Below are 13,633 nucleotides of genomic sequence, written 5' to 3' on the forward strand. Positions count from 1 at the left end.
AAGCACCGGTCATCGCCCCAGGGCGATGGCCGGTGTTGTTTTGTTGATTCGTTTTTTCGATTTGGTGTTGGATGGTATCAAGTCGCACGGTGCAAGGTGGCCGGTGCGTGTTGCCGGCAATTGTCCATGGCATTTGGGTGTTGGTTGCGGTATGTTATGGGCTTTGTCCTGGCAACCGGAAACCAAGGAAAGTCGTCATGAAGATCGCCGTCATTCAAATCAATCCGCTGATCAGCGATTTCAAGGGGCAATTCGAACGGATCGTCGACGCCTGCGGTCAGGCTGCGGCCGCCGGCGCCGATTTGGCTGTTTTTCCCGAGCTGGCCCTGTGCGGCTACCCGCCCAGGGATCTGCTGGAGCAGCAGATCTTCGTGGATGCCAATCAACGCTGTCTGGATCGGTTGGTGCAAACCGTGCGCGGCATCGGGGTGGTTTGCGGCCTGGTGACCCGTAACACGAGCGAGGCGGGCAAACCCTTGTTCAACAGCGCAGTGCTGTTCGAAGAGGGCCGCGTTCTGCACCAGGTGCACAAACAACTGCTGCCCAGCTATGATGTGTTCGACGAACAGCGCTATTTCGAACCCGGTCCTTCCAGCCGCCCTGTGGCGTACAAAGGCCAGCGCATCGGCTTGACCATTTGCGAGGATGCCTGGAACGACAAGGACGTGTTTCGGCGCAGGCTCTACGCCCTGGATCCGGTGGAGCAGTTGGCCGCGGACGGCATGGATTTGCTGATCAATATCGCCGCATCGCCCTTTGCGCGGGGCAAGCGGGCCTTTCGCGAAGGGCTGCTTGCCAAGATGGCCCGCAAACACAAGGTGCCGGTGGTGTTCGCCAACCAGGTGGGCGGCAACGATCACATCCTGTTCGACGGCGCCGGCGTGGTGTTCAGCCCCCAAGGCGAACCGATGGCGCGCTGCGCGGATTTCGAGGAAGACCGAGTAATATATGACACCGTCGAGGGGTGCGGGGAGATGCACGCCGTCACCACGCCGGATACCCGTGCCGTTTTTCGAGCCCTGGTCATGGGCACCCGGGACTACCTGCGCAAGTGCGGCATCGGCCGGGCGGTGGTGGGCTCCTCCGGGGGGATCGATTCGGCCCTGGTGGCCTGCGTCGCGGCCCGGGCCCTGGGGCCGGAGAACGTGGACACGGTCTTCATGCCGTCGCGCCACACTTCGCCGGACAATTACGAGGACACCCGCGCCCTGGCACGCAATTTGGGCATCGGCTACAGCGTCATTCCCATCGACGTACTCTACGAAGCCTTCGTCAAAGTGTTGCTGTCCGACGCCGACCGGGGTTCACCGACGGTCACCGAGCAGAACATTCAAGCCCGTGTGCGCGGCACCCTGCTCATGGGGATTTCCAACCGCGACGGCTGCCTGGTACTTTCCACCGGCAACAAAAGCGAATTGGCCGTGGGGTATTGCACCCTTTACGGGGATATGAACGGCGGCTTGGCGGTCATTTCCGATGTTTACAAGACGCTGGTGTACGACATTTGCCACATGCTCAACCAGGAGCAGGAGCTGATTCCCCGGCGCATTCTACAAAAGGCGCCGTCGGCCGAACTGCGCCCCGATCAGACCGATCAGGACGATTTGCCGCCCTATGGAGTGCTGGACGCTATTCTCGAAGGCTACATCGAACAGTTGCAATCCCTGGACGCGCTGGTGGCGGCCGGCCACGATCCGCGCACTGTGGCAGAGGTGATCGCGCTGGTGGAACGCAACGAATACAAGCGCCATCAAGCGGCGCCCTGCCTCAAGGTGACCGCCAAGGCCTTCGGCGAAGGCCGCCGGTACCCCGTGGCCAAGCGTTTCACCACCGTCGATTAATCCGTTTTTTTGGAAACCGCTTTTTTACGATCCCAGCCCCAATTTTCATAATATTGCCAACTGGCAATAGAGTTGAGTTCGCGAATCCGGCGATCTTTTTCCAGCAAGCTGGCCCGCAGCACGTCACCGATGGAAAGCAGGCCGATGTAGTGGTCCGCCTTGCGGATCAGAATGTGGCGGATGAACAGCCCCAGAAACATCTCCTCCAGGCGCACCACTTCGGTGTCATGGGCGGCGCTGTGCAGTTGGGTGGTCATGTGATCGCCGATGGGGGCGTGGCGAGGATCGAAGTCGGGTTGGGCCATGGCGCGCAGCAAATCCCGTTCGGTCCAGATGCCCAGCATTTCGCCCTGGTCTTCGACTAGAATGGCACCGATGTTGGCTTGGTTCATGCGTTGGATGGCCGCGGCGACGGTTTGATCCGGGGCGATGGTGATGATTTTAAAGGGTCGTTTATCGTTGAGAATGTCTTCGGCGGTTTTCATGGGACGCTCCTTCTTTGAGCGGTTGGCGGCGGCACCTGGTCACCCCCGATGTTCGGCGAGGGCGATCACAGGCGTTTGGGGAACACTATAACCATTTGTATCTGTATGTAAAACAAATCGTGTCGCAGATCGTGCGAAACCGGGTCCTTCTTCCAACCAGGGGGCTTGGCGTTATCATGGGGGGCCTCTTTTTTTTAACAATCCTCACAAACCGCTTGATTTTGAGCTGAAAGATGTTACACTGCCTTTCAATCAATCAAGGCCCGATCTTAATTGGCGGGCGGTTTCGCGCTTAAGGAAAGTCAGGCATATACGCAGTGACATCCTCAAGTCGGAAGCTTTGGGAACTTTATGAAAGGAGGATGTTACTATGCCAAGTGGAACAGTAAAGTGGTTTAACAGCAGCAAAGGCTACGGCTTCATCGAGCAGGAAGCCGGTGGTCCGGATGTTTTCGTCCATCATTCCGGTATCAATTCAACCGGTTTCAGGTCACTCAATGAAGGCGACCAGGTATCGTTCGATATCCAGCAAGGCCCCAAGGGCCCGTCGGCCGTCAACGTGACCATTCGTTAGTTTCGATTTCGAATGCGTCCAAGGGCATTTTCCCCGACCAGGGGAAGATGCCCTTTTTTTTTGTTGGGCCACTGCGCCTTTTCGGGCACTCCGGTTCACTGCCGCGCCGGCCTTCGGGCCGGTCCCTGGTTTTGCCGGAAGGCCGGCGGGGCCCCCAACGCCTTGCCCTGCCAACTGTCCCTTTGTACCAGACGCGTCTGAATCCGTTGATACGTTTCAGGTTTGCGCAGGGCCCAACGGGGCGCCAGTAGTTCGCTGGGACGAGGATCGCCCGTAAGGCGTTGGATCACCATCCCGGACGGTAGCCGCTCCAACACATCACAAACCAGGTCCACATAGGCCGATTGGCTCAAGGGTCGATAGTCGCCTGCTGCGTAAAGCGCGGCCATGGGGGTGCCTGCAACCACGTAAAGCAGGTGCAACTTGATGCCGTCGATGGGCAAGCGGCCGACATAGTCCGCAGTGGCCAGCATGTCGGCGCGACCTTCTCCGGGCAGCCCCAGGATGATGTGGGCGCAAATCGAGATGCCGCGGCCGGCGGTGGTGCGGACCGCCCGCTCGAAGGTCGCAGCGTCATGCCCTCGGTGGATGCGGGCCAGGGTGGTATCGTGGGCCGATTGCAGGCCGTACTCGATCCACACCATGTGATGTTGCGCATACCCGGCCAGCAGGTTCAGCACTGCCTCATCCACGCAGTCGGGCCGCGTGCCCACCGCCAGCCCCACCACATCGGGAACCGCCAGCGCCTCGTCGTACATGGCTTGCAAACGGTCGATCGGGGCATAGGTGTTGGAAAAGGATTGGAAGTAAGCCAAATACCGGTGGGCTTTGAAGCGGCGCACCACGGCGGTTTTCGCGGCCAGCAATTGTTCCGAGATGGATAGGCCGCGGGCGTGGGCGCCGGTGCCGGAGCCGCGCGCATTGCAGTAGATGCACCCTCCGCTGCCCTTGGTGCCGTCCCGGTTGGGGCAGGTCAAGCCGGCATCCACGCTCAATTTGTGCACCCGTTCGCCGAAACAGCGACGGAAATAGGTGTTCAAATCGTAGTAACGCCGGGGAACGGGGTTGGATCGGGGCATTGGCGGTGCCTTACCGTGTCTTCGCCTTCATGGCATTGGGTGAGGCGGTCGGTGCGTCCATCAGCGCCCGGGCCGCGGCCGTCAAGCGGTCTTGCAACAGCAGTTCCGCGTGCCGCAAATCGGCCGGCGTGTCGAAGGCGCAGACCAGTTCGCGCAACATGGTATCCAGGGGCGACGGCGCAACCCCCAGGCCTCGATAGTCGATGGACGGTCGGCGGTGCGGCGGGTCGGAAAAGAAGTTGTGGCATGGCGTATCGTGCCCGCTGGGCCGAAAGGGCCAATCCAGCTTCAGGTCCAGCAGCTCCGTCAACCGCCGCCGCGCCTCCGGCCGGCCCATCGCCCGGGAGGGCTCCAGGAGGGTGCCTGTGCGCTGCTCTATCCATTGCAACATGGCCGCCACCAGATCGGCTTCGGTGACCACCATGCCGTACAAATACCAATCCTGCGCCACAAGGCGCAGCAACTGCTTGTAACGCGCCGGCAGCGTGCGGGTCGCCGGGCAGAAATAGCTGTGGCAGGCCAGGCCGCCATAAAAGCTCAATCCCCGCCAATCGATGCCGTTGTTGCCTTCGGCCAGCGGGTGGAGCAAACACCCCACCCTGCTGCGACGGGGACCGATCAGCCCGATGAAAGGGCAATGGTGAAAATCGGGAAAGGGGCGTTTGTCGCACTCCCGATCCTGCACCCTGTGTGAGAAATCATCCATGGCCGCCACGGTGCGCGGCAGTGTGGCAAATGTCTCGGTACGCCGGGTGAGCAAACGGTTCAGATTGGCCCTGGAGGGATCGGCCACATTGTAAAGACCGCAACAGGCGCCGCAGGAGACCGTCTCGTTCACCTGGCACAGGTAGACGCCGCCGGGAACCGGTTCCATCTGTGGCTGTCGCCCTTCCACGGGATGTGCCTGCCTTTGTCGTGGTTTTACGGTTGCCGTTGTCCAAGTGCCAAAGGCAAATTCCTAACACAGGCAAAGCGGCCTGTCACGTCGATTGCGGCGTATTCATGCGGCGTGCCGGGCGCCACACGACGGGTCCGGCATGCACCACGCTGGGGGCTTGGCAGGGGCGTTACGCTTTTAATGCGGGAATATCACCGTGGGTCTTTTCGTATTCAGCCACGGCGGCGGCCAGTTGTTGCAGCAACTGTTTGGCGTCCATGGGGCTGGCGATGGTGCGGATCCGCGGGCACCGGGCGATGTGGGCTTCCGTGCAGGCGTGGGGATCGTCGCCGAACACCTGAAATTGATCGAAGACGAACACATCGGCGTTGAAGCCCACCTTGAAATAGTTGACATATTTGCCTTCGATGGGTTCTTCGATGCCCGATGCTTTGCGCTTGCCCGCCATGGTCACCTCGCTGCCCGGCCTAATGCATTGACGTTGTTTCAAGACCAGACAGCAAGGAGAATGCCATTGGCGCCAACGGTATGAAAAACGCAATATTTCAGTGGGTTGTTTTTTTTCAAGTGGATCTTCCGGCCGGGGGATGGCGGGGGTGTAACGCCTACCTGTAACGCTTGCCCGCTACCGATGTAACAACGGGTGTAACAATGTCACGCCATGAGGTGCGCGCACATGAAAGGCGCGATTGGGTCGGGCAGGGGCGATTGGCAGAGACCACCGGTTTGGCGCATGGATCATTGCGTTTTCGGCGTGCAACCCTTGCTGCGCGTCAGACGGGGGTCGGGGATATGTTGTAGCGTTTCATGGAGCGGTAGATTCGCATGCGGCTCCACTGGAGGCGACGGGCCGCTTCGCTCTTGTTCCAACGGGTGCTTTGCAGGGCGGCCATCAGGCGTGATCTTTCATCATCGCCGTCGCCGAAGTGCAACCGTTTGGTGAATGCCGGCGGCAAATCGACGAATTCGATCCGCTTGGTTTCGCATTGCAGAAAGCAGGCTTCGATCAGATTGTTCAACTCCCGCACATTGCCGGGCCAGTTGTATTGCACCAAAGCCGCCAGCGCCTCGTTGGAGAACGCATGGATGTCGCGTGTCAGGCGCCGGTTGAGCCGGGTGATGGCCATATCCACAAGTTGGGGGATGTCCTCTTTGCGTTCCCGCAGGGGCGGCAGATGGATATGGGCCACATTGAGCCGGTAGTAAAGATCGCGACGAAAGAGCCCTTCCGCCACGAGGGCTTCCGGGTCGCGATTGGTGGCGGCGATGATGCGCACGTCCAATTGAACGGCGCGCCTGGCGCCCAGGGGAAAAATGGTGTTGCTTTCTATGCTGCGCAAGATCTTGGCCTGGGCATGGGGGCTCATTTCGCCGATTTCGTCCAGAAAGAGGGTGCCGTGGGTCGCCAGGGCAAACTTGCCTTTCTGGGGCAGCAGTGCGCCGGTGAAGGCCCCTTTGCAATAGCCGAACAGCTCGCTTTCCACCAGGCTGTCCGGGATGGCCGCACAGTTGACACACACCATGGGCTGTGTGGATCGCGTACTGGCCGTATGGATGGTCTCGGCCACCAGCTCTTTGCCGGTACCGGTTTCGCCGGTGATCAGCACTGTGGAGCCGACGCCGGCCACCCGCATCAAGTAACGTTTGATCTGCCGCATCTCCTGGCCGCTGCCGACGATGCGCGCGTCTTGATCATGCGATGCCATCCGTTGCCGTCCTTTTCGGTGGAAGCAGCCGTCCGTCACGAAGCACCCCCATTGCTGACAGGTTAAGGTGTTGTCTTCTTCGAATGTGACGCATGACGCAGTAGGGCCGGAACAAGATCATGCAGGGCAGGAGTGCGGAAAGACGATCCAAGTGCGGCACCATCGGGGCACGATCTATATTTTCAATAGCACATTGCTGCGGCAAGTCAAGCACTCAACCGGCCATGCGGAAGGCGCCGGACGGGTTGCCAGCCGCAAGGGCCCCGCCGTGCAGGCATGCCGGTCCTTCCGTCGCCCGCCGGGGCGAAATGGGATTGTGGCGATGGCACGGCGCCGTTTGACTTGCCCTGTTCATTGCGTTATGCGGTTATGCCTGACCGGGTGAGCGCACCGCCGCCCTTGTTCTTTCCCCTTACACTGGAAGGCCTACCATGATTGGTTTGATAACCCGATTGTTGCCGGTCTGGGCCGTGTTGCTCTCCGCCGTCGCCATTGCATGGCCCGACCGTTTCACGGCCCTGGGCGGGTGGATCGTGCCCCTGCTGGCAGGGGTGATGTTTTGCATGGGCATGACCTTGACTTGGGACGATTTCCGCTCGGTCTTTCGGCGGCCGGTGGATGTGGGGCTGGCCGCCTTGCTGCAATATACGGTGATGCCGCTGGCCGGTTGGGGCTTGGCCGTGGTGTTGGGACTGGAACCGGCCTTGATCGCCGGCATGGTACTCCTGGGCAGTACTTCAGGCGGCACGGCGAGCAATGTGATCACTTACCTGGCAAGGGGCAATGTGGCTTTGTCCATCACCTGTACCCTGGTGTCCACCCTGTTGGCGGTCGTCATGCTGCCCCTGCTGAGCTGGTTCTACTTGCGTCAGGTGGTGCCGGTGGACGTGCTCGGCATGGTGCGCAGCGTGGCCCAGATCGTGCTGCTGCCTGTGCTGCTGGGAACCGCCATCAACAGCGTGGCGGCGCGGCGGATAACGCCGATCAAACCCCTGCTGCCACTGCTGTCGGTGGTGGTGATCGTGTTGATTATCGCCGTTATCGCGGCCCTCAACGCGCAGCGGTTGCGCCAGGTGGGCGGTTGGTTGCTGCTGGCCGTGGTGCTGCACAACGGTTTCGGGTTGGCCATGGGGTACCTGCTGCCCCGCTTGCTGGGACGGGATGAGGTCACTTGCCGCACCCTGGCCATCGAGGTGGGCATGCAGAACTCCGGCTTGGCCGTTGCTCTGGCACTCAAACATTTCTCTCCCCTGGCCGCTCTTCCGGGTGCCATTTTCAGCGTGTGGCACAATATCAGCGGATCCATTGCGGCCGCCGTTTGGAGCCGCAACGCCGGTGCGTTGCCGGTGTCATCCGGCAAGGGCCGATGAACGGCCCGGATCGAAATTGGCTTTGCGCGGGGCGGCATTGGATGCCGGCAGCGACGACAACATCACCATCGTTTTGATGGATGCACCGTCCGCTGCACGATGAGGAGCGCAGGTCACTGCCAGGGGTTGTTTCCATCCCGGCAGAGATGCAAACAACCCCTTCGGCTGCAGTAAAATATCATGCGGGGCTTCAGGCGAAGCCGTTTTCCTTGTGTTTGGCTGCAATGGCGTCGGCCAGCCGGTCCAAGGCTTCGAAGGCTTGGACCGTGGGTTGGCCTTTGCACAGCACCGGATCGAGCACCTCCACTTTGAGATTGGGAATCATGCCGGCAAGGGTCTCCACAGTTTTGCCGCCCCAGCCGTAGGAGCCGATGATGGATAGAAAACGGGCTTTGGGCCGCAAGGCGTTGGCCAGGAAGGTGCCGTAGGCGGCCACCGGGTGGGGACCGGCCAGCACGGTGGGGGTGCCCACCACGATGGTACCGGCGTCCACCAGGCTGATGGCCAGTTTGCCGATATCGGTCACCACCAGGTCGTAGGCCTCGACCCGCACATCCCGGTCCGCAAGGGCGTCGATCAGGTGATCCACCATCTGCTGGGTGCTGCCGTGCATGGAGATGTAGGGCAGCACCACCAGATTGCGCGGCTGCGCCGAGACCCATTCCGCGTAGGCTTCCATGATCCACTCGGGCCGATCGTAGATCTGGCCGTGGCTGGGAGCGATGATCCGGATATCATAGGGCTTCAATTTTGCGATATTTTTCTCGATGGTGCCGCGGAAGGGCATCATGATTTCGGCGAAGTAGCGCTTGGCGGCTTCATAGACCCGGCAGGTGTCGTTGACGTACAAATCGCTGGAGGCGATGTGGGAGCCGAAGAAGTCGCAGCTGAACAAAATTTGGTCTTCGGGCACATAGGTGACCATGGTTTCGGGCCAATGGACCCAAGGGGTGTGGATGAATTGGAGGGTTTTGTCTCCCAAGGAGAGGGTCTCGCCGTCGGTTACGGTGACGATGGCCGCTTCCGGGAGGTGCAGCAGGTCCATGAGCATCGCCTTGGCCTTGGGGCTGGTGATCACCTTGGCTTGCGGGAATCGTTCCAGCACCTGGCCGATAGCGCCGGAGTGGTCCTGCTCGGCGTGGTGCGAAACGATGTAGTCGATTTTGGGCTCCGCCGCGATACGTGCCAGCCACGGTTCGGCCAGGGGCGGATCCACGGTGTCCAGCAGAGCGGTTTTTTCACTGCCTTCGATCAGGTAGGCATTGTAGGTGGTGCCGTCGGGCAGCGGTATGAGGGAATCGAACAGGCGCCGGTTCCAATCCACGGCGCCGATCCAGTGAATGCGGTCTTTGATGGTGCGTTTGTGCATGATGCCACCTCCGTTTCAGGTCTCTTTTTCGAACTCTTCCTTGCCCACGCCGCAGACGGGGCACTCCCAGTCGTCCGGCAGATCCTCGAAGGCGGTGCCGGGGGCGATGCCGCCCTCCGGATCCCCTTCGGCGGGATCATAAATATAGTCGCAGGGGATACAACGCCATTGGTCCATGGTCGGCTCCTTTTCCAGAGAAAGATACAGGGGATGAGGTGCCGTCAGGCCGCCGCTCCGGGCGGCCTGACGGTGTGGTTGATCAGCGGCCGGCCATCATGGCCGCGATGTCGTTTTCGACGGTGTCGATGGGTTTGATGTCGAACTTTTCCACCAGCACCTTGGCCACGCCGGGGGAGAGAAATCCCGGCAGGGTGGGGCCCAGGCGGATCCCCTTGACGCCCAAAGCGAGCAGGGCCAGCAACACCGCCACGGCCTTCTGTTCATACCAGGCGATGTCGTAGGAGATGGGCAGGTCGTTGATGTCGTCCAGGCCGAACACCTCCTTGAGCTTCAGGGCGATGACCGCCAGCGAGTAGGAGTCGTTGCACTGGCCGGCATCCAGCACCCGGGGAATGCCGCCGATGTCGCCCAACTGCAGCTTGTTGTAACGGTACTTGGCGCAGCCGGCAGTGAGAATGACCGTGTCCTCGGGCAGCTTTTCAGCCACCTCGGTGTAATAGGCGCGGGTCTTCTGGCGGCCGTCGCAGCCGGCCATCACCACGAAGCGCTTGATGGCTCCCGATTTGACCGCATCGACCACTTTGTCGGCCAGGGCCAGCACCTGGTTGTGGGCGAAACCACCCACGATGGCGCCGCTTTCCAGTTCCGTCGGCGGCGGGCACTGTTTGGCTTGGGCGATCAAGGCCGAAAAGTCCTTGCTGCCGCCGGCCGGCCGGTTCGGGATGTGGGTCGCCCCGACATAGCCGACCACGTTGGTGGTGTAGAGCCGGTCCAGGTAGGTATTGTCCTTGCGCAGCGGCACCAGGCAGTTGGTGGTGAGCAGAAGGGGGCCGTTGAAGGCTTCGAACTCCTTGTTCTGGTGCCACCAGGAGCCGCCGTAGTTGCCCACGAAATGGTTGTACTTCTTGAAGGCGGGATAGTAGTTGGCCGGCAGCATTTCACCGTGGGTGTAGACATCCACCCCGGTGCCCTCGGTTTGTTGCAGCAGCTCCTCCATGTCCTTCAGATCGTGGCCGGAAATCAATATGCCGGGGTTGGCGCCGACACCGATGTTCACTTCGGAGATTTCGGGATGGCCGTAGGTGGTGGTGTTGGCCTCGTCCAGCAGGGCCATGGTGGCAACGGCGGTCTCGCCGGCTTTCATCACCAGTCCCACCATCTCGTCGGCACTCAGGTCGCGGGTGGTGGAGGCCAGGGCGGTGTGCATGAATGCGTTGATTTCCGGTTTGCGGAACCCGAGAATGGCGGCGTGGTCGGCATAGGCGGCGATGCCCTTCAGCCCGATGGTCAGCATCTCCCGCAGAGAGCGCACATCCTCGTTCCCGGTGGCCAGGATGCCCACCGCCTTGGCTTTTTCGGCAAAGGTGTCGGCTGCACCGTTCCAGGTGGCGGCATCGGGCAGGGCGCCATCGAAATCGCGGCCGTTTTTGGCCTTGTAGGTTTCGAGGAATTTGGCGCGGATGCGGTCGCGGCGGCGCAACCCTTCCTGGATCGCTTCGCTGAAGCGCGCATCGTCCCAGGCGGCGTTGGTGATGGTGGCGAACAGGCTTTCGACGATGAAGTCGTCGTTGTCGCGATCCGCGGCGCCCATCTGATCGAGTTGTTCACCGTACACGGCGATGCCCTTGAGCACGAAAATCAGCAGGTCTTGAAGGTTGGCGGTCTCTTCGGGTTTACCGCACATGCCTTTGACGGTGCAGCCGGTGTTTTTGGCGGTTTCCTGGCATTGAAAGCAGAACATGGTTTAACTCCTTCCTTGGTTGTTATCCACGGGAGCACACTCCCGCAGGGCGGCGGCATTCATCGGTTCCCCCTTTCGGCATCGCGTGGCGGCTCTTTTTCGCCCTTGATCGCGGCTTCCAGTGCCTCCAGGAAGGCCTCCAGGGGATACCCGTGTATGCGGGCGACATCCGCCAGGGTGTGGAACGCTTCGGTGGGGCACCCCACGCACAACATTCGGCGCTCGATGAAAAAGGCCAGGGCGCCGGAATGGCGGCGCAGGGTCTCTTGAACGGTCATGTCGCCGTCAAGTGCCATCTGGAACACCTCTCTTGTTTGCCGCATCAGAGCGTGACGTTTTTCTTGCCGCCGAAGTAGCGCATGAACTGGGCCCGTTCGTAAATGGCCGGGTCGGTGCTGCGCTCCTGGCTCAGTTTGCCTTGGAAATCGCCCAGCCGCTGGTAGCGTTTGCCGGCCATCCACTGTTCCAGGCCGGTGTTCATCTCCTGCAAGTAAGCGGCACCGTTTTTGTAGAGCGTGGAGGCCACCTGCACGGCCGCCGCGCCGGCCAGCAGTTGCTTGATTACGCCGCTAACGTCGTGGACGCCGGTAGAGGCAGCCAGGTCGCAATCCACCTTGTTGGCCATCACGGCCACCCAGCGCAGGGAGAGGGCCAGCTCCGACGGGGTGCTGAAGACGAAAGAGGGTTTCACCTCCAGTTTGTCCAGGTCGAAGTCGGGACTGAAAAAACGGTTGAACAGCACGATCCCCTTGATGCCGGTTTTGGACAGGCGCTGGATCATGGGGCCCAGGTCGGTGAAGTAGGGGCTGATTTTGAGCGCCACGGGGATGGAGACCGCCCGGGTCACCTTCTCGGCGATTTCGAAATAGAGCGCTTCTTTCTGTGCTCCCGTGTGCTTGAAGTCCGTGGGCGGGAAGAACATGTTCAGCTCCAGGGCGTCGGCTCCCGCTTTTTGCAGGTTGACCGCGTAGGAGAGCCACTCCACGGAGTGGAAAAAGCAGTTGATGCTGGCCATCACCGGGATGGAGACCGCCTTTTTGCACGCCTCCAGCAGTTGAATGTACTTGTTGAGGTTCTCTTCCCGGATCACGTAGTCGTAGTACGCAATGGGGCTTCGTTGGCCCTGGTAGTCGAAATATTCCGGATCGCCGTAAGTCTCCTTGGCGGTTTTGATGAAGTCGGCGTACTCGTTCATCACCTCCTCTTCGAAGATCGATTTGAGCACCACGGCTCCTGCGCCGTTGGCCTCCAGGGTTTTGACCTTCTCCACCGAGCCGGTCATGCCCGAACTGCCGGCGATGATGGGGCTCTTCAATGTCAGTCCGAGGTATGAGGTGCTCAGATCCATGGGGTGCGCTCCTTTCGTTGGTTTGTCCTTGATCGCGGGCCACCGTTTTGATCGCCAGCCTACCCGGTGTCGGTCACCGTGTCTTTGCGCCGGCGCAAACAGGCGGCCGGTTTTATGGCGTTTCGCTGAACAGCACCAGGGCATGGGGGTCGGCGATCACGATGCGTTCCCGGCCGGACCGGATCCAGCCCTTTTTTTCCCAGCCGCTGAGGGTGCGGCTGGCGGTGTATAGGGTCGTACCGCTGTAGTCGGCCAGCTCCTGGCGGCTCAGGGGCAGATCGATGGTTACGCCGCCGGTGGTGTGGCGGCCGGCGTGCTGCATGATGCGCAGCAGGGCCCGGGCGATGCGCCGCTCCACTTGCTCGGTGCGCAGCTCGAGGTAGCGTGTCTGGATCTCTTCCAGGCGATCCAGGGCCATGCGCAGCAGATTGCGCGCCAGGCGCGGGTGGCGGTCGAGCAGATGTTCCAGGGCGGCCTTGTCCCAGGCGGCCGTGCGGGTGTCCGCCACGGCGCGGGCGGTAAGGGGGTAGGTGCGGTCCTTGAACAACGCCAGGGCGGCGGTGGTTTCCCCCGGGCCGACATAACGAATGAGGGCCTCCTTGCCTTGTTCGTGCAGTTGGCTCAGCTTGAGCCGTCCCTCGATGACCATGAAGCAGCGCCGGGCCGGGTCGCCCTGGCGGAAAAGGGTTTGGCCCGCCGGGCACCGCATCATGCGGGCGCATTGCAGGATGGCATCGATATCGTGTTGCGCGATGTCCGCAAACAGGGGAGACGGTAAGGTGGCGGCAGCTACCGGGGCCATGTTGCGCCTTTGCTGAGGGTGGGCGGGGTGCCCCGGCCGGCCAGGTGCCGTTTGGGGGCGTGTTTGTCTATGCTCTATTTGAGCTGTCTGCCGTCAGGTTGTCAAGAGAGGGATTCAGGCGGGCGGACGGTCCGGTGCCGTAGCCGGCGCGATGATCGAGGTGCCATGGCGCGGCGGGCCGGAATTCGGAAAGGCGGCGGCGCCTTGCCCGTGAGGCAAGGCGCCGCCGGATTTGTTGCG

At 61.3% G+C, this 13,633-nt stretch carries 14 protein-coding genes; 3 read left to right on the forward strand and 11 right to left on the reverse strand.

From position 1 onward, the window contains the following. Positions 1–197: 197 nt before the first annotated feature. Positions 198–1,841 (forward strand): NAD+ synthase, encoded by a 1,644-nt coding sequence (locus MRX98_RS13960; RefSeq protein ID WP_246910369.1) that lies wholly within the window; start codon positions 198–200, stop codon positions 1,839–1,841. Here the strand turns inward: MRX98_RS13960 and MRX98_RS13965 are convergent. Beyond that, complete coding sequence (locus MRX98_RS13965) at positions 1,838–2,326, reverse strand: CBS domain-containing protein (protein WP_246910395.1); 489 nt, start codon at positions 2,324–2,326, stop codon at positions 1,838–1,840. The genes MRX98_RS13960 and MRX98_RS13965 overlap by 4 nt on opposite strands. Before the next feature lie 370 nt (positions 2,327–2,696). On the opposite strand from MRX98_RS13965, the gene MRX98_RS13970 reads away from it, so the two are divergent. Continuing rightward, positions 2,697–2,900 carry a cold-shock protein gene (locus MRX98_RS13970; RefSeq protein WP_246910398.1) on the forward strand — a complete coding sequence of 68 codons (204 nt, stop codon included), beginning with the start codon at positions 2,697–2,699 and terminating at the stop codon, positions 2,898–2,900. Positions 2,901–2,995: 95 nt separating this feature from the next. Here MRX98_RS13970 and mnmL read toward each other — a convergent pair whose 3' ends face one another. The 4 genes from mnmL to MRX98_RS13990 form a co-directional block, all read right to left on the reverse strand. Next, the gene (gene mnmL / locus MRX98_RS13975; protein ID WP_246910401.1) at positions 2,996–3,979 is read right to left on the reverse strand and encodes a tRNA modification radical SAM protein MnmL/YtqA; all 984 of its coding nucleotides are present in this window, start codon (positions 3,977–3,979) and stop codon (positions 2,996–2,998) included. Positions 3,980–3,989: 10 nt separating this feature from the next. After that, on the reverse strand, positions 3,990–4,853 hold the full coding sequence (locus MRX98_RS13980; RefSeq protein ID WP_246910404.1) for a hypothetical protein: 864 nt from the start codon (positions 4,851–4,853) through the stop codon (positions 3,990–3,992). 193 nt (positions 4,854–5,046) lie between these two features. Then, a complete protein-coding gene (locus tag MRX98_RS13985) occupies positions 5,047–5,325 on the reverse strand; it encodes a DUF3467 domain-containing protein (RefSeq protein WP_246910407.1) in 279 nt (92 codons plus the stop codon). A gap of 325 nt (positions 5,326–5,650) precedes the next feature. Continuing rightward, a complete protein-coding gene (locus MRX98_RS13990; protein ID WP_246910420.1) occupies positions 5,651–6,583 on the reverse strand; it encodes a sigma-54 interaction domain-containing protein in 933 nt (310 codons plus the stop codon). A 431-nt stretch (positions 6,584–7,014) separates the two neighbouring features. Here MRX98_RS13990 and MRX98_RS13995 point away from each other — a divergent pair, with 431 nt between their 5' ends. Then, positions 7,015–7,953, forward strand: a complete 939-nt coding sequence (locus MRX98_RS13995) for a bile acid:sodium symporter family protein (RefSeq protein ID WP_246910424.1) — start codon at positions 7,015–7,017, stop codon at positions 7,951–7,953. A 190-nt stretch (positions 7,954–8,143) separates the two neighbouring features. Here the strand turns inward: MRX98_RS13995 and MRX98_RS14000 are convergent, their stop codons facing one another. From MRX98_RS14000 to MRX98_RS14025, 6 genes are all read right to left on the reverse strand, one after another. After that, positions 8,144–9,322, reverse strand: a complete 1,179-nt coding sequence (locus MRX98_RS14000; RefSeq protein WP_246910427.1) for an FprA family A-type flavoprotein — start codon at positions 9,320–9,322, stop codon at positions 8,144–8,146. Positions 9,323–9,337: 15 nt separating this feature from the next. Continuing rightward, entirely contained in the window at positions 9,338–9,499 is a 162-nt protein-coding gene (gene rd / locus MRX98_RS14005; RefSeq protein WP_246910430.1) for a rubredoxin, read from the reverse strand. Positions 9,500–9,581: 82 nt separating this feature from the next. Then, entirely contained in the window at positions 9,582–11,243 is a 1,662-nt protein-coding gene (hcp, locus tag MRX98_RS14010; protein WP_246910433.1) for a hydroxylamine reductase, read from the reverse strand. Between the two features lie 59 nt (positions 11,244–11,302). Then, positions 11,303–11,539 carry a DUF1858 domain-containing protein gene (locus tag MRX98_RS14015; protein WP_246910436.1) on the reverse strand — a complete coding sequence of 79 codons (237 nt, stop codon included), beginning with the start codon at positions 11,537–11,539 and terminating at the stop codon, positions 11,303–11,305. 26 nt (positions 11,540–11,565) lie between these two features. Next, positions 11,566–12,591 carry a dihydroorotate dehydrogenase-like protein gene (locus MRX98_RS14020; protein ID WP_246910451.1) on the reverse strand — a complete coding sequence of 342 codons (1,026 nt, stop codon included), beginning with the start codon at positions 12,589–12,591 and terminating at the stop codon, positions 11,566–11,568. Between the two features lie 112 nt (positions 12,592–12,703). Beyond that, positions 12,704–13,393, reverse strand: a complete 690-nt coding sequence (locus MRX98_RS14025) for a Crp/Fnr family transcriptional regulator (protein ID WP_246910466.1) — start codon at positions 13,391–13,393, stop codon at positions 12,704–12,706. Positions 13,394–13,633: the final 240 nt, after the last annotated feature.

The sequence above is a fragment of the Desulfatitalea alkaliphila genome (assembly GCF_022968795.1).
Lineage (GTDB): Bacteria > Desulfobacterota > Desulfobacteria > Desulfobacterales > Desulfosarcinaceae > Desulfatitalea > Desulfatitalea alkaliphila.